The organism is Epilithonimonas arachidiradicis, assembly GCF_003610695.1.
Taxonomy (GTDB): domain Bacteria; phylum Bacteroidota; class Bacteroidia; order Flavobacteriales; family Weeksellaceae; genus Epilithonimonas; species Epilithonimonas arachidiradicis.
In genome coordinates, this window is record NZ_RAQH01000004.1 from 1 (window position 1) to 15,952 (window position 15,952).

Annotated in this window: 18 protein-coding genes and 1 other RNA gene; 10 read left to right on the forward strand and 9 right to left on the reverse strand. The window is 35.7% G+C overall.

The features are described 5' to 3' along the window. Positions 1 to 228 precede the first annotated feature (228 nt). The 3 genes from rnpB to BXY58_RS07645 form a co-directional block, all read right to left on the reverse strand. An RNA gene (rnpB, locus tag BXY58_RS07635) (RNase P RNA component class A) lies at positions 229 to 525 on the reverse strand. 24 nt (positions 526 to 549) lie between these two features. Continuing rightward, positions 550 to 1,911 (reverse strand): T9SS type A sorting domain-containing protein, encoded by a 1,362-nt coding sequence (locus tag BXY58_RS07640; RefSeq protein ID WP_120213276.1) that lies wholly within the window; start codon positions 1,909 to 1,911, stop codon positions 550 to 552. A 2-nt stretch (positions 1,912 to 1,913) separates the two neighbouring features. After that, positions 1,914 to 2,405, reverse strand: coding sequence for a hypothetical protein (locus BXY58_RS07645; RefSeq protein ID WP_120213277.1), 492 nt, complete (start codon positions 2,403 to 2,405; stop codon positions 1,914 to 1,916). A 110-nt stretch (positions 2,406 to 2,515) separates the two neighbouring features. Between BXY58_RS07645 and BXY58_RS07650 the strand changes: the two genes are divergently transcribed. The 5 genes from BXY58_RS07650 (at position 2,516) to yajC (ending at position 5,576) form a co-directional block, all read left to right on the forward strand. Further along, positions 2,516 to 3,010, forward strand: coding sequence for an RNA polymerase sigma factor (locus tag BXY58_RS07650; protein ID WP_120213278.1), 495 nt, complete (start codon positions 2,516 to 2,518; stop codon positions 3,008 to 3,010). Beyond that, positions 3,003 to 3,686 (forward strand): beta-carotene 15,15'-monooxygenase, encoded by a 684-nt coding sequence (locus tag BXY58_RS07655; RefSeq protein WP_120213279.1) that lies wholly within the window; start codon positions 3,003 to 3,005, stop codon positions 3,684 to 3,686. Before BXY58_RS07650 ends, BXY58_RS07655 begins: the two co-directional genes overlap by 8 nt. 129 nt (positions 3,687 to 3,815) lie before the next feature. Next, positions 3,816 to 4,721 (forward strand): transcription antitermination protein NusB, encoded by a 906-nt coding sequence (locus BXY58_RS07660; protein WP_120213280.1) that lies wholly within the window; start codon positions 3,816 to 3,818, stop codon positions 4,719 to 4,721. 21 nt (positions 4,722 to 4,742) lie between these two features. Then, entirely contained in the window at positions 4,743 to 5,243 is a 501-nt protein-coding gene (locus BXY58_RS07665) for a DUF1573 domain-containing protein (protein ID WP_120213281.1), read from the forward strand. Positions 5,244 to 5,246: 3 nt separating this feature from the next. After that, positions 5,247 to 5,576, forward strand: a complete 330-nt coding sequence (gene yajC, locus BXY58_RS07670; RefSeq protein ID WP_120213282.1) for a preprotein translocase subunit YajC — start codon at positions 5,247 to 5,249, stop codon at positions 5,574 to 5,576. Between the two features lie 96 nt (positions 5,577 to 5,672). Here the strand turns inward: yajC and BXY58_RS07675 are convergent, their stop codons facing one another. The 3 genes from BXY58_RS07675 to aroC all read right to left on the reverse strand — a co-directional run bounded on the left by BXY58_RS07675 (position 5,673) and on the right by aroC (position 8,013). After that, positions 5,673 to 6,230 carry a TlpA family protein disulfide reductase gene (locus tag BXY58_RS07675; RefSeq protein WP_120213283.1) on the reverse strand — a complete coding sequence of 186 codons (558 nt, stop codon included), beginning with the start codon at positions 6,228 to 6,230 and terminating at the stop codon, positions 5,673 to 5,675. 155 nt (positions 6,231 to 6,385) lie between these two features. Further along, complete coding sequence (locus BXY58_RS07680; protein WP_120213284.1) at positions 6,386 to 6,952, reverse strand: thioredoxin family protein; 567 nt, start codon at positions 6,950 to 6,952, stop codon at positions 6,386 to 6,388. After that, positions 6,952 to 8,013 carry a chorismate synthase gene (gene aroC / locus BXY58_RS07685; protein WP_120213285.1) on the reverse strand — a complete coding sequence of 354 codons (1,062 nt, stop codon included), beginning with the start codon at positions 8,011 to 8,013 and terminating at the stop codon, positions 6,952 to 6,954. Before aroC ends, BXY58_RS07680 begins: the two co-directional genes overlap by 1 nt. A 48-nt stretch (positions 8,014 to 8,061) precedes the next feature. Between aroC and BXY58_RS07690 the strand changes: the two genes are divergently transcribed. Beyond that, positions 8,062 to 8,790 (forward strand): SDR family NAD(P)-dependent oxidoreductase, encoded by a 729-nt coding sequence (locus BXY58_RS07690; RefSeq protein WP_120213286.1) that lies wholly within the window; start codon positions 8,062 to 8,064, stop codon positions 8,788 to 8,790. A 119-nt stretch (positions 8,791 to 8,909) separates the two neighbouring features. Here the strand turns inward: BXY58_RS07690 and BXY58_RS07695 are convergent, their stop codons facing one another. Then, positions 8,910 to 9,896: an SDR family oxidoreductase gene (locus BXY58_RS07695; protein ID WP_120213287.1), complete on the reverse strand. Its 987-nt coding sequence runs from the start codon at positions 9,894 to 9,896 to the stop codon at positions 8,910 to 8,912. 279 nt (positions 9,897 to 10,175) lie between these two features. Between BXY58_RS07695 and BXY58_RS07700 the strand changes: the two genes are divergently transcribed. The 4 genes from BXY58_RS07700 (at position 10,176) to BXY58_RS07715 (ending at position 13,281) form a co-directional block, all read left to right on the forward strand. Next, the gene (locus BXY58_RS07700) at positions 10,176 to 10,583 is read left to right on the forward strand and encodes a hypothetical protein (RefSeq protein ID WP_120213288.1); all 408 of its coding nucleotides are present in this window, start codon (positions 10,176 to 10,178) and stop codon (positions 10,581 to 10,583) included. Between the two features lie 134 nt (positions 10,584 to 10,717). Next, a complete protein-coding gene (locus tag BXY58_RS07705) occupies positions 10,718 to 12,055 on the forward strand; it encodes a UDP-N-acetylmuramate--L-alanine ligase (protein ID WP_120213289.1) in 1,338 nt (445 codons plus the stop codon). Positions 12,056 to 12,057: 2 nt separating this feature from the next. Further along, positions 12,058 to 12,456: a helix-turn-helix domain-containing protein gene (locus BXY58_RS07710; RefSeq protein ID WP_120213290.1), complete on the forward strand. Its 399-nt coding sequence runs from the start codon at positions 12,058 to 12,060 to the stop codon at positions 12,454 to 12,456. A 63-nt stretch (positions 12,457 to 12,519) separates the two neighbouring features. Next, positions 12,520 to 13,281, forward strand: coding sequence for an SDR family NAD(P)-dependent oxidoreductase (locus tag BXY58_RS07715; RefSeq protein ID WP_120213291.1), 762 nt, complete (start codon positions 12,520 to 12,522; stop codon positions 13,279 to 13,281). 25 nt (positions 13,282 to 13,306) lie between these two features. Here the strand turns inward: BXY58_RS07715 and BXY58_RS07720 are convergent, their stop codons facing one another. Together BXY58_RS07720 and BXY58_RS07725 are read right to left on the reverse strand one after the other, a co-directional pair. After that, positions 13,307 to 13,753: a thioredoxin domain-containing protein gene (locus BXY58_RS07720; protein ID WP_120213292.1), complete on the reverse strand. Its 447-nt coding sequence runs from the start codon at positions 13,751 to 13,753 to the stop codon at positions 13,307 to 13,309. Between the two features lie 85 nt (positions 13,754 to 13,838). Next, entirely contained in the window at positions 13,839 to 15,878 is a 2,040-nt protein-coding gene (locus tag BXY58_RS07725; protein ID WP_120213293.1) for a TonB-dependent receptor plug domain-containing protein, read from the reverse strand. Between the last annotated feature and the right edge of the window lie 74 nt (positions 15,879 to 15,952).

The window sequence follows — 15,952 nt, forward strand, 5'->3', positions numbered from 1 at the left end:
TATTTGGAATCCTAAAAACGATCTTTTTATTCATTACCTACTCTTTGCATTTTATTTATAAACTAACTTGTTATTTACTATAAACTTTAATCAATCTTATAAATAATAAAGTTATCAGAATGTAATTAGAACTAATGAGTTTAAATTCTAATTTTATTAATAGAAAACATTTAGAAGTAATGGAGAATAGTTTAAAAATTAATTCTAATGGTAGTGAATTAAATCAAAGAAAAGAGAAGCGCTATAAGCCGGATTCTGTTAAAGCTTGTTATTTATCTAAGTTTTACATTACTACAAAACTTGAGCTGCTTACCCCTCATCAACGGACGGGCCGCCCTTTACTGATGATATACTTAGCATTGCACCGCATAGAGTTTACCTGGTTTCACTACAGCCGAACTGTACATACTTTCTGTTGCACTTGTCCTATTCTCTCGAATGACGGATGTTATCCGCTATGCTGCCCTACGGTGTCCGGACTTTCCTACCCAAATTGAAATTTGAATCAACAAGCCACGCTTCTCACTTGCAAAAATAATTAATAACTTTTTAATTCTTGATCATTTTTCTAGATAATATCATTTCACCCTTATTATATACATTAATGAAATAAATTTGAGAAGTTAATTTTGAAACATCTATTTTTTCTCGTTTGTTCAAATCGATAGTTTGCTTTTTGATAAGCTTACCAGAATTGTCAGTTATTCTCACTTCTGTTTTCTCTGTAAAGCCAGATTTGCTTTCTATAATAATGAAATCTTCCGCAGGATTTGGATATAAAGTAAAATCATATTGTTTTGACCTTAAATCTGAAATACCTAACTCAGTTTTATTAATAGTCCAGGAAATTGTAGAAAGATGTATTGTACTATGATTGTTCGTTCTTACCATTGTTGTATTATCATAAACACTGAAGAGAACCGTATTATTTCCTATATTCAATTGACTTGGTTGAATTGTAATATTGTTGGTATCATTTTGAAAAGTAGTCCCATTGATTTTCCATTCAGATTTTAAAGTATTAGGAACTGGTAAAATTAAGTTTACAGATAAATCAACATTAGAATTTGTATTAATTGTAGCAGAATTAGACGGTGTGAAGCTATCGATAGGATTTTTTACGGTATGTATTTTTTCGATTAATGTTTCTCTGCAGACATTACAAAATTGTCTATTCAGGTAGCGCATTTCACAATTTTGATGTGGACGATACCAAGCTGTATTCTCTGTAAATTGATAGATTCCGATATTTCCTGTATTGAGCCAGTTTTTCCAACGAACCGTTTCCGGGTCTGATGTTTTTGTTTTGTTCGGAGACTCGCCGGAGCCGGAGAACCAATATTCATCTGCTAATTTGCCGAATGAATGCCCTAACTCGTGATAAGCTACATCAGGAGCTTGATCATTTCTGGAAAGAAAAGCGTAAGTTCCACCACAACCACCATATTCGGTATTATTTCCTAAAATTAGAGCAATGTCAAATTCAGGAATGTTTGCGGCCAAAGTTTGAGTCACTTTAGTCGTGTTTCCGTAGATGCAGCGATGCGTTCCGGAGGTATCATAAGAAGTATTAAAATAATTGGTTGGGTTTGAGACGGGAATAACAGGTTCTGTAACGTCGGAAGCAGTTCCAGGATGTTTTACACCACTTTCTTGGGAAATCACTTTCAGGGCGTAGACATTAAAATAATTTTTATAGTTGGAATAAGGCGGTTTATTCATTAAATAATTCGAAACAAAAGTTGCATCTTGCATAAAGTCAGCCTGCTCACTAGCTGTATAGCCATCTCCTAAGATTACCAGATTGATTCTTTTGTCCTTTGTGCCGTTTTCTAATAAAGGAACCAAATCAAATATCTGGCTGTACGATAAATTGAAGATTAGAAAGCATAATAAGTAGAAATTTTTCATAATTATAGTTTTAGAGTGAAAAGTAGGGTAGAGCGATCATTTTCTGACTTATGGATTTCCAGTTTTGAGATATTGCCATAGTCATTGTAACGGTAAAAAAACTCAGCTTTATTAAGTTGTCCAATTTGTTTTTCCATAGATTCTTGTCCATAAGACTCAAAGACCGGTGAGAAAGGATTATCAATTTTAGCGGTTTTATAAACCTGATTATTCCTGTCGAAAAGGATTATTTTATAAAATGTATTGGTGATGTCTTTTGCTGTTCCAAATTCTTCATTTTTAAAAAATCCATCAGATACTTTTTTATCGACTAATGTTATGATCTCTTTCCCGTCAGCCGTTTTTTCTCCTTCAAAGAAAAGGTAAACCATTTTAGGTTGTGGTTTTTCATTCCTTTTATCCATTTCCGGATCTGACCGTACAATTGATTGATTGGTACAACTCATAATCATAATGAAAAGAAAAAAGAAATTGGCAACTTTATTGTTAATCATAAGTCAAATATAATCAATAATATATAATTAAATTAACATTTGTTTAACAAAATAATTTAAATCTCAATAAATATCTCCCAAACGAATAAATTCTTATCTTCGTCTCCGGAATGGAAAACAAACAGAAAGAATTTTCTAAGTTAATTAAAGATAATCAGGGACTTATCATAAAAGTCTCGCGTCTTTATACCCATTCTTTGGAAGATCAGGAGGATCTTTTTCAGGAGATTGTGTTACAACTCTGGAAATCTTACGACTCATTCCAGGGCAATTCGAAGATATCCACTTGGATGTATCGTGTGGCGCTAAATACAGCTATCACTTTGTTCAGAAAAAAGACAAAGCAGCCACAGACAGATGAATTGCAGGATTTTCACAGCAAAAACTATTTAGAAGATTCGGACGAAAAGCAACAGCAGATCTCTTTGTTGTATAAAGTGATCAAAATGCTGCCAGATGTAGAGCGGGCTATTGTAATGATGTATCTGGATGATGAACCTTATAAAGAAATTGCGGAAACGCTTGGTATCACAGAAGTGAATGCAAGGGTGAAAATGAACCGATTAAAAAAAACATTAAAAGAATTAATGATAAAGCATGCCTAATCAAGACTTTGATATAGATTCTCTGAAAAAATCTTGGCAAGACCAGGTGATTTCTGATGATTATAATCAGGAGGAAATCGAAGTGATGCTGAACAAAAAATCCAGAAATTATGTGAAATACATTCTGTGGATCAGTGTTGCAGAATTTGTAATATTCGGGATCATCAATTTTATAGCCTTGTTCTCCAACAGCTTCCATACAGATTTTACCAATATTCTTAACAAACTGCAAATCAGAAATCAAAATGAGGTAGAGTTTTCTTTGGACAAAATTTATAATGTAATGAAGGTTGCTAGTCTTGTGATAACCGGCGTCTTTGTTGTTATTTTTTATTCCAATTATAAAAAAATCAATATAGAAGCGAATCTCAAAAAATTCATTATTCACATTATCAAATTTAAGAGAGCAGTTAATCTGTTTATTTTCAGTAATATATTGTTGCTGTTTTTATTTATAGGAAGTTCTACTGCATTTATAGTTTTCACCATAAAAAAGCAAAATATTGAGATTGACAATCCCACATTTTGGAGTTTAATCATTGCGGTGATTGTAAGTTTGTTGGTATGTATAGTTCTGGTTCTGCTCTATTACAAAATCGCCTACGGAATTATATTGAAACGACTTTCTAAGAATCTGAAGCAGTTAGAAACCATAGATTCTCAAAAAGACTATTAATTAGTTTTAAGATTACGCGAAGCTCGACTCGTACGATTCGGACACCAGATAGTTCAAGTATAATTGGTTTTCAATTATGACATTGCGACATTTTTCCCTATCTTTGCACCCATTAAAAGTTCTTTGAAAATGCTGGGAAGAAGACAAATCCGCGAAAAAGTTATAGAAACGCTCTATTCTTATTATCAAAACCCCATCAAGTATGATGTTCTGGAGAAAAATATGTTCTCAGAAATCAACAAAATCTATCATCTTTATATTTACGAACTTAATTTTCTGGTAGGTCTGAAGCGTTTAGCAGAAGATCAGATCGAAATCGGAAAAAACAAATTTCTCAAAACGGATGAAGATGAAAATCCTAATCAAAAATTTATCAGAAACCAAATTCTCGCTCAGATAGAAGATAATGAAGAGAGAAGAAGCTTTTCTGAGAAACACAAAGAATTGATCTGGGATCCGAATGATGAAATTTTGGTAAAAACTTTTCAAAGAATCAAAGCTGGAAAACGTTATCAGGATTATATGGCTGATAGCGAAATTTCTTTCGAAGATGACCAAAAATTTATTGGTAAATTATTTTTGAGATATGTTGCGGAAAATACAGATCTGCATGACAGATTTGAAGAGAAAGAGATGTCTTGGGCGGATGACTTCCATATTGCCAATTCAATGATTCAGAAAACGATTGGTTTTATGAAGGAATCAGAAGCTTCTCACACATTAATCAAAATGCTGAAAGATGATGAAGATGAAGATTTTGCAAGAAAACTGGTGAGACAGGCGCTTAATAACTGGGACGAAACCGAAAAAAAATTGGAGTCGAAACTATTAAACTGGGATCTGGAAAGGATTTCTTTAATTGACAGAATTATTTTGGTTGCGGCAATTACGGAATTGGACAGTTTCCCATTGACAGCTTCAAGAATTATCATTAATGAATATATTGATGTTTCCAAAGTGTACGGAACAGACAAGTCCAATGTTTTTATTAATGGGATTCTTGACAAATACACAAAAGATTTAAATCGAATTTAATCAAAATATATTTTTAGTATTATGAAATCAATCAAAATATTAGCAGTAGCCGCACTTTGCACTCTTGCTTTTTCTTGTAACAAAAAAGAAGAGACAACTTCTGTTGAAAATAAAGATTCTGCTCAGGCAACAACAGTTGTGGAAGCGCTATCTCAAGAGTCTGCACATCCGGATGATGCAGCGTTAGTAAAAGAGGCACAGAGCAAACCACTGACAACTATTGCATTCAGTGAAACTGACCATAACTTTGGTGACATCAAAAAAGGTGAGAAAAAAGAACACGTTTACGAAGTAACCAACACTGGAACCAATCCGTTGATTATCTCTAATGTTAAGCCTGGTTGTGGATGTACAGTTCCAGATTATACAAAAGAACCAATCTTGCCGGGACAAAAAGGTAAAATCACTTTACATTTTGATTCTTCTAACTTTGATGGGGCAATCTACAAAGCAGCTGACGTTTTCTTAAACGTTGAAAAAGCACCGGTTAAATTAACATTCTCAGGTAACGTTATTCCATAATATATGTTGACAATATTTTTACAAGCAGCTCCAGCACAATCGATGACGCCAACGTTGTTGATGATTGGATTGATGTTCGTCGGATTTTATTTTCTGATGATCCGTCCACAGATGAAAAAACAAAAACAGGAAAAAACATTTCAGGAAGCTTTGAAGCCGGGCGCCAAAGTGGTTACAACTTCTGGAATGCACGGAACAATCTTCTCTATTAATGAAGATGGCGTAGTTTTAGAAACATTAAGCGGAAAATTGAAGTTTGAAAAAGCAGCAATCTCCAGAGATTTTACAATGGCCAGATTCCCGGAAACTTTTGGAGTAGAAAAGAAGAAATAATTTCAATCATTATTCTAAATATAAATCGCCCGAAATCGAAGATTTCGGGCGATTCTTTTTATCATCAAATCAACGATTTAACAAATTACCAAATCATCATTTCGTCACTTGATCAATAAACTCAAGAACAGAATCCTTGCTCCAATCCATAGAACTATCTTCTTTTTTCAGGATTCTTCCGTCTTTCCCAATCAGATAAGTTGTAGGAAAAGCAACAGGCAAAACTTTCGGATCCAATGGACTTTCAGCGATATAAACAGGAGCCGTATAATTATTTTCTTTCAGGAATTTTTTCACATCTTCCTCTTGATCCTGCATCGCAATGAGAGCAAATTCCAACTTATCTTTTCTCAGGTGATAAAGTTTCTCAATCGTCGGCCATTCAGTTCTGCAAGGTGGACACCATGTTCCCCAAAAATTAAGGAAAAGCACTTTTCCGCGCAGATTTTTCAGATTGGTACTACTTGTATTGATGCCTTTCAAATCGATGTTGAGAACATCGTCGGAAAGTGTTGTCTCATCATTGATTTTTGCAACTGTCGGACTCATCGCAATCTGTTCCGATACAAAATCACGAAGCGGTTTTATTAACGCAAAAGCCGACAAAACAACAACCAGTACAATATAGATTAGATTTTTTCTCAGAAAATTCATATCAAATAATTTAAAAATTGGGGCGTATCCCTCGCCAACGCTTATCATCCAGCCGCTCGGGTCGGGCTATCCACTACTATCTTTTGCTTGTCTTGCAAGACAAGCAAAAGGATATCCGTTTCTATCCCTTACGCAGATTCGTCATCAGTAGAACATTATAACAATTCCAGAAGTTCCTCTATCGTATCGAAGCCTCTGTTTTTAGCATAATAAGTCTGCAGTTCCACGTAGAATTGGTCTTTCGTGAATTCTTCAGGATTTGCTTTATGTTTATTCAAAAGTTCAGTGCCGTGCTTTGGTCTCGGCCCCCAATGAGCGATTTCGTTGAATTCTTCATCCAGAAAAATAACAATCGGAATTGATTTTCCGCCATTGGTTAAATAGCTGTCAATCAAACTTGGTTCTTGGTCTCGATAAGTAATTCTAACTTCAAACTGTTCAAAAAACTTCACAACAACAGGAATCACCTGACTGGCGTCGCCGCACCAAGACTCAGAAATAATCAATATTTTTCCCCGGAAGTTTTTTTGTGCAAACTTTTCAACCTGTTCAGAATTAGGAAGATATTTCTCTGTCATTCTGTTCATTCTTTGGATTCCTAATCGATAATATTCTGCGTAGTCGGCTTCTTGAGTATCTTTCGGATTTCCTAATCTCTCTCCGGCATCACGAAGATATTCTGTGTAAGAAACAGCGTTGTCCCAATATGGTTTGATGTCCATTATATTTTTCTGGTTTTATTGATTAAATACATATCTGCCAAAACAAAAGCAGCCAAACTTTCTACAATTGGCACGGCTCTTGGAACCACGCAAGGGTCGTGTCTTCCTTTGCCTTCAACAGTTACAGATTCTCCATCTTTATTGATGCTTTCTTGCGGACGAAGAATCGTTGCCACAGGTTTGAAAGCTGCTCGGAAATAAATGTCCATTCCGTTAGAGATTCCACCTTGGATTCCGCCTGAAAGATTAGATTGTGTTGTTCCATCTTGATTGAAAAGGTCGTTGTGTTCCTTTCCTGTCATTTTTGCACCGCAGAAACCACTTCCATATTCAAAACCTTTGCAGGCGTTGATATTTAGCATTGCTTTTCCTAATTCAGCGTGCAGTTTATTGAAAATAGGTTCACCCAACCCGGTTGGAACATTTTTTATGACACAAGTCACCGTTCCTCCAATCGTGTTGCCTTCTTTTTTAATTTCTTTGATTCTTTCAATCATCTTTTCGGCAGTTTCCTGATCTGGACAACGTACGATATTGCTTTCGGTTTTAGAAAAATCCAAAGCCTGATAAGGTTTCTCACAGAAGATTTCTCCAACTGAAGAAACATACGCATTAATTTCAATTTCCGGAAGAAGTTGTTTGGCTAAAGCGCCTGCAACAACCCAATTCAGAGTTTCACGTGCAGAAGATTTTCCGCCGCCGCGATAATCCCGGATTCCGAATTTTTGGTCGTAAGTATAATCGGCGTGACTGGGGCGATAAGCCTGTGCGATGTGATCGTAATCTTTGGAACGTTGGTTTTCATTTTCTACGATAAAACCAATTGGAGTTCCTGTAGATTTTCCATTAAAAATCCCTGATAAAAATCGAACTTTATCGCCTTCTTTTCTTTGTGTAACAATAGCAGATTGTCCTGGTTTTCTTCGATCCAGTTCTTGCTGAACTTTCTCAATATCGATTTCAAGACCAGCGGGAAAATTAGTAATAATTCCACCATAAGCTTCTCCGTGACTTTCGCCAAAGGAAGAGAGCGTCAAAAAGTTTCCTAAAACATTAAACATATTACAAAATTAAGGATTTTAAAGTGTTCTATTCTATATTTTTGTAAAATGAATTCTAGTAAAACTGTTCTGATTCTCGGTGCTAATTCGGATGTTGCAAAGCAAGCCATCAAACTTTACATTAATAAAGGCTATTCTGTGATTGCGGCTTCCAGAAATCTAAAATCTCTGGAAAAATTTGCTGATGAAAATCATCTAGATAAATCAAAAATAGAGATTAAATATTTTGATGCAACTGACTTTTCTTCGCATCAGAATTTCTATGATGAATTATCTGTAAAACCGAATATCGTTGTTTATGCAGCTGGATTTTTAGTAGAAAATCAGGAGGCTTTGAAGAATTTTGATGGAACTTTTGAAATGATTAAAACCAATTACATTGGAGCAGTTTCTATTCTAAATATCATAGCAACAGATAAGTCGAACAAAAATCTGGAAAGAATTGTTGGTTTGTCGTCACTTTCAGGAGTTCGAGGCCGTAAAAGTAATTTTGTTTATGGAAGTACAAAATCAGCTTTTACACAATATTTGGCTGGACTAAGACAGGAATTAAATTCAAGAAAAATTACTGTGAATGTTTTGGTTATCGGTTATATCAATACCAAAATCAATTCTGGATTGGAACTTAACAAAAATCTGATAATGGAACCGGATTATGTCGCTAAGTTCATTGTTGATGCTGGCAATTCTTTCACAATCGTACCGAACTGGAAATGGAAAATTATCTATTGGATTTTAAAATTATCTCCGGAATTTTTGGTTGCGAGATTGCCTTAATTTAACTCTAAATTTCCCTTAACCAATCGCTGTATGGATACCAAGATCTAAAAGCAAAAACAAATAATAAAAAAGGCAATTGCAAAAGCAATCACCTTCTATATATCGTTTTTGTGATTCTATGCTTTTGGTCTGAGTCGTCTGGACAAAAACACTAGTGCAGCGATGCCCAAGCCTGTCAAAAGCAAGTTTTTTTGTTTCTTCGATGGACTTAACATTGTTTGACCATAGATTCTCATTGGATTTTTGGAAGGTGTCAGAATGTTTCCGTCGGTATCTGCTTCGCTGCCTTCTTTCATTAATAAACGCAATGCCGCTGAAGTCGAATTGATAAGTGGTTTAGGAATCAGGCTATACATCCCTTTCATCACTAGAGAAGAGAAATCTGTAAATTTACTTTTTTGCGGATTTTTTGCCATTTCCACCATTGCTGCAGCTAACTTTTTTGGGTCAGAAGCTGTTGGCGGAATTTTAAAATCCAATCCGGAATATTTTGCCGAATGCATATTGCCTGTCGATTTTTGGATACTTGGATATAATCCACAAATATGAATATCCGGTTCATCCGAAACTTCGCCCTGAAGGCATTCCGTCATTCCACGGATGCCATATTTGGAAGCAGAATAAGCTGTGCCGTAAGGAGCCGGCATCCAGCCACCAATCGAGATGTTATTAATAAGAACACCGTGCTTTTGCTTTTTGAAAATAGGTAAAACACTTCTAGCACCGTGGAGATAGCCCAAAAGGTTGGTTTTGATGATCTGGTCTATGACCTCAATCGGTGTTTCTTCATATCTTCCGGTTGCCATTACACCGGCATTATTAACCCAGAAATCGATTGTTCCATTGATTTTCAATGCTTCTTCTGCCAGATGTTCAACATCCTTAAAATCCGAAACGTCAGTCGCTACACCTATAGCTATAGCACCAAGATTTTGACAGGTTTCAACTGCGCTTTCCAAGGCTTCTTTTCCGCGTGCTGCCAGTACAACATTGCAGCCTTCCCTGGCAAAAGCTTCCGCAGCCGCCAATCCTACGCCACTTGACGCACCGGTGATGACAACAGTTTTCTGACTGATAGACACTGGTTGTTCTGTACTTTTCATAAGAATTCATTTTGTGATTAGGTCAAATTCAAAGAGTATACCACCAGAGCTCTTCATTTTCATTATTGTTAAAATAAAATTAAAAAGTTAAATAATTGATAATGTCATAGTGACAAATAGAGGAAGAAAGAATGGATACACTCTAGAGCTGTAAATGCAATTTCAAAAAATCAACTCTTCAATAATAATTGAAATTAATTATCAAGTTTCTATCATCTTGGCAAAGCTTTTGTTTATAGGTAGGAACACTGAATTTATAATCACTAATACTTTTTTGATATGGAAGCCACAGAACTTAGACTTAATAATTTGCTGATGTACGGGGATTCGATTGTCCCGATTATGGGTGTCGAAAATAATAACGAGAGTGTCTTGGTCAAAATTGATGAAGATACTGCGATTGATTATAGAAAGTTAAAACCGATTGCACTCACGGTTGATTGGTTTTCAAAATTGGGATTCAAAGAAGCTTATCGCTCCAATAGCAGAATCAGATTCGATTTGCCAAATTGTTGCCGTTATGATTTTGATTTGGATTCAAACAAAATTTTGGAAGGATTTTTATTCTTCGGCAATTATATCAAGTGTAATTATCTTCATCAGCTTCAGAATATCTATTTTACATTAACTGGTGAAGAGCTCAAAATAGAGCACAAATCTCCCAAGATCCAAACCACTCTATCATAAATATTCTTGAAACCTGATTTTTATAAGTCAGGTTTTTTTTATTTTATTAATAATGAAGGAAATCTCACTTCTCACTTCTAATTTCTAACATCTTTCAAAGAAAACTCCTTACTTTTGTGTAAAATTGTTTAGAATTGAAAACCCATTTTATTGCGATTGGCGGTTCTGCGATGCATAATCTCGCTATTGCACTCAAAGATAAAGGCTATCAGGTCACTGGTTCCGATGATGCTATTTTTGAACCTTCTAGATCCCGACTGGAAAAGAAAGGAATTCTTCCCGAAGAAATGGGCTGGTTTCCGGAAAAACTGACTTCGGATATTGATGCCGTGATTCTCGGGATGCATGCCCACGCTGATAATCCGGAATTGGCAAAAGCAAAAGAATTGGGACTGAAAATCTATTCTTATCCGGAGTTTCTTTACGAACAATCCAAAGAAAAAACCAGAGTTGTGATTGGTGGTTCGCACGGCAAAACAACTATTACATCAATGATTCTTCACGTTCTGAACTTTCATCAGAAAGACATCGATTATATGGTTGGTGCGCAATTGGAAGGCTTCGATTGTATGGTTAAGATTACAGAGGATAATGATTTTATGATCCTAGAAGGTGACGAATATTTGTCTTCCCCAATCGATCTGCGTTCCAAATTTTTATTATACCAGCCCAATATCGCTTTGATTTCAGGAATTGCCTGGGATCACATCAATGTGTTTAAAACATTTGATGACTATGTGGAACAATTTAGAAAGTTTGTGGCGAGTATTACGCCAGGCGGCGTTCTCGTTTACAACGAAGAAGATGCTGAAGTTGTAAAAGTAGTTGAGTCTGCCGAAAATTACTTCCGGAAAATCCCTTACAAAACACCTGATTATGAAATCGTCAACGGCATTGTAAACCTTAAAACTGATATGGGTGACATTCCGTTATCCGTTTTCGGCAAACATAACCTGCTGAATATGGAAGGCGCAAGATTTATCTGTTCTCAGTTGGGCATAATGGAAGAAGAATTTTATGAAGCTATTATGAGCTTCAAAGGCGCTTCCAAAAGATTGGAGAAAGTAGAGAGACAAGATGGCGGTTTGCTTTATAAAGATTTTGCCCACGCACCAAGTAAAGTGAAGGCGACAGTTGCTGCTTTTGCAGAGCAGTTTTCAAAAACTGAAACATTTGGTTTTTTAGAATTGCACACTTACTCAAGTCTTAACCCGGTTTTCCTGGAACAATATGATCACGCTTTGGATGGATTAGATAATGCCGTCGTTTTCTATTCGGAAGATGCTTTGAAAATCAAAAGAATGTATCCGATTTCTCCCGAATTGATCAAAGAAAAATTCAAAAACGAAAACCTGAAAGTCTTTACCAATGCAGAAGATCTGCACGCTTATTGGAAGAATCTTGATAAGACTAAAGGTGCTTTTGTAATGATGAGTTCCGGTAATTTCGGTGGCTTGGATTTGACAAAATAATAATGACAACACTTCCTAAAAAAATATTAGCCAGACAAAAAGAAATCACTAATGATTTTCTGAAAATTGTTGACCAGAATCTGGCTGATGTTTTATCCGGAAAATCCGAAAACATCTACGAAATACGAGATGTTGCGGAGTTGATGCATATCCATCCGCGACATCTTAGTAATACCATAAAATTAGTCACGGGTAATTCGCCGTGTTCTTTTGTTGAAGATAAAATTCTTGATATCGCCAAGCAACATCTCGAAGACAACAAAATCAGCATCGCAGAAATTGCCAAAATGCTCACTTACGATCCTTCCAACTTTACTAAGTTTTTCAAGCGATTTGCAGGAATGACGCCGAAACAATACCGTGAAGCACATCTGGAAAAATCTGAAACTGTCACCATTTAAACTGAAACAGTCACCATTTTTTTTATCGGTTTAATTCTAACTTTGTGGTATAAAATTTACATTATGTCACAAAACAAAATTGCATTAATAACAGGCGGAAGCCGTGGACTTGGAAAAGAAATGGCTTTCCGGATTGCAGAAAAAGGATTAGATGTTATCATCACTTATAATAGCAAAAAAGAGGAAGCGGAAGCAGTAGTTTCTGAAATCGAAAAAACGGGGCGGAAAGCTTTGGCTATTCAATTAGACGTTTCTGATTCCAGAAATTTTGATTCTTTTTTCTCTCAACTCAAAACAGCTTTAAAAGATAAATTCGGTATTGAGAGATTTGATTATCTAGTAAACAATGCAGGAATCGGCATCAATGCGCCAATTGCAGAGATGAATGAAAATGATTTTGATGCTTTGGTTAATATCCAGTTCAAAGCCCCTTTTTTCCTGACTCAAAAATCTCTTGAACTAATGAATGACGGTGGTGGAATTATTAATATCTCTTCCGGATTAGCGAGGTTTTCAATGTTAGGTTACGGCGCTTATGGTGCTTTGAAAGGCGCTATCGAAGTTTTGACAAGATATGAAGCTCAGGAATTTGGAAAGCGCGGAATCAACGTCAATGTTGTTGCTCCGGGCGCTATTGAAACCGATTTCGGAGGTGGTGTTGTAAGAGATAATGTCCAGATCAATCAGCATATTGCCGGAACAACAGCGCTTGGCAGAGTTGGACTCCCGTCTGATATTGGTGGCGTTGTTGCTTTTCTTTGTACCGATGATGCGAAATGGATTAACGCACAAAGGATTGAAGTTTCCGGTGGCGTTAATCTTTAAAAATACTCAAAGCCTTTTGTATTAATCAAAAGGCTTTTCTTATCATAGTTTTCAGCGACTTATTATCAATCAATCCTTCCTGATAAAACAAAACCTTTCCTGCAGAATTAATCAAAATCCAGGTTGGATAAACCGGTTTTTTGTTTCTTTCCAATTCTAATGCCAATTCGTGGATACCTGCATTTCCATTCGAGATATACTGGTAAGTTTTGCCAAAGAATTCAATTTTCTCTTTCGATTTTTCTGTATCGAAGATGACAAAATAAACTTTTTCATTCATTTGATTTTTCAATTCGGGATCTTTTTCAATCTGGTGCATCTGGATTTTACAAATCGAACACCAACTTGTTTTCATATAAATCAAAGTTGGTTTCTCTAATTTCTCAGGTAAATTTTGGAATGAATAAGTTTTCAATTCCTGAGAATGAAGAATTCCAAAAGTCATTAATAGTAAAGAAGTTAATAGTTTCATCTTTTATTTTCTTAACACAAAGTCACAAAGGAATCACAACGAACACAAAGCTTTGTGATTCCTTTGTGTCTTTGTGGTTTATTAACTATCTGATTTGATACCGAATACCAATAAAACTTCGGATTCCCTGCATTGGCGCATAGCCGTATGTCGTATCAAAAGTATAACCATAAGGATTATTTATTACATCATCTACATTTTTATCAAACGGATCAAACGGTCTCAAAATCGGATTTTTTGGAACAAAATTCAACAGGTTTCTGATTCCACCATAGATTTCAAAACCATTTTCAAATTTCTTACTTAGCTGGATATTCATCAGTGTGAACCACGGCGAATATTCCGGTCGGAAATCGTTGGGAACCGTCGGTAAGCGCATTGGTCCGTATAATTGCCCGGTTAAATCCAGCGAAAATTGATTCTCGAATTGATAAGTCAAATTATAAGTTCCGCCCCATTTCGGAGCGTGCAATTGTTGTGTTTTTTCGTTGTCGTTCACAGAATAGACATCCATATAAGTTACACCAAGCATCATTTGGAATGGTAAAGTCCAATTCGTGCTCACATCAGCCGAAATTCCTCTGGAAATGGCGTGACCAGATAAATTGTTGTAAATGATTTTGTCCGGCTCCGAATCAAAATCACCAATGATCTTATTATTGAAATAAGAATAAAATCCATTCAAATCAACATTGATAAAATAATTGTTTACCGGAATTTTCATCAAATAACTAAAATTCGTGTTCAGAGATTTCTCCGGTTTCAAATCTTCTTTGATGACAACTTCCCTTGAACCAGTGAGTGCTGCGTGGTCTTCTGTAAAAAGATTCACAACACGAAAACCAGTCCCGAAACTCAATCTCAAAGTATTGTATGGATTGGGCTCAAATTTCCAGGCCAGTCGTGGCGAATGCACAGATTTGTGAGTCTTGTGATAATCATAACGATAGCCGATCAGTAAAGTGTTTTTGTCATTGATTTCCCACTTATCTTCTACATAAATTCCCGCAATGGGCGATTTCATTGGTTGATTTTCTCCTAATAAATTGGCTGTTCCAGGTGTATTGTCATCGTAGAAATTTGATTTATAACTGATTCCTGATTTCAGGTTATGTTTTCTCAATTGCTTTTCCCAATTCAGTTGCAGAAACAACACTTTTTGAGTCGCCATATACGGCGTGTTACCGTAGAAAGAATTTTGATCGTGATAATTATAGGAATATTGAAGCAGAAATTTTTCTTTCATCGGCAGTTGATAAATCCCAAAAAGTTCAAACCGATTAGTATAAATGCTTTCACCGTAAACATTGTCCGAACCTCGGTTTTTCTTTTTCCACTGCATTTCTCCGCCAAATCTGTCCTCATAAAAATACCTCAAAGCAAAACTCGCCAATCGGTTTTCTTTTCTTTTAAAATTCCATTTGTTGAAAATGGAGATTCGGTGTTGCAAAGCAGTGTCGGTAAAATTATCTTTATTCAGGTCAATTCTGTTTCCAAAATAGAAATAATTTAAGCTCAATAAACTCGAAAAATTTTTGTTGTCAATCACTTTTTTCGCAATGTCTAAATTGATTTCTCCTTGATTTCCGGTCATCATATCCGCTGAAAAATTCGGTGCTTGCAAGGCATTTTTTGTAATGATATTAATGATGCCGCCCATCGCTTCCGAGCCATAAATTGATGAAGCAGGGCCTTTTGTAATTTCGATTCTGTCGATCAGACTATTCGGGATTCCGCTCAGTCCATAAACTGTAGACAATGAACTTACAATCGGCATTCCGTCAATTAAAATCATCGTGTAAGCGCCTTCCAAACCATTAATATGAATGTCGCCTGTATTACAAACCGAGCAATTCAGCTGAGGCTTCACGCCGTTTACCATTGCAATGGCTTCGAAAACATTGGGTGTTGGATTCTTTCTGAAAAATTGTTGCGAATAAACATCCGTTGAAATAGGACTGTTTAGTTTTTTTACAGAAAACTGGGTGATTGTGACTTCATCAATCTCATTAGATCTCTTAATAGAATCAACAACAGTAGTTTTCGCAGAATCAATTTTGATGGAATCTGTCTGAGCAAAAATAAAATTTGATAAAACAAAAAAAGAAAGCAGGATTAATCTCATTAAAACAAAAATGTTAGACAAAGCTAACAAATTTATTTTAAAATGGAAGTTTTGTTTTAAAGTTAAATTTCAAC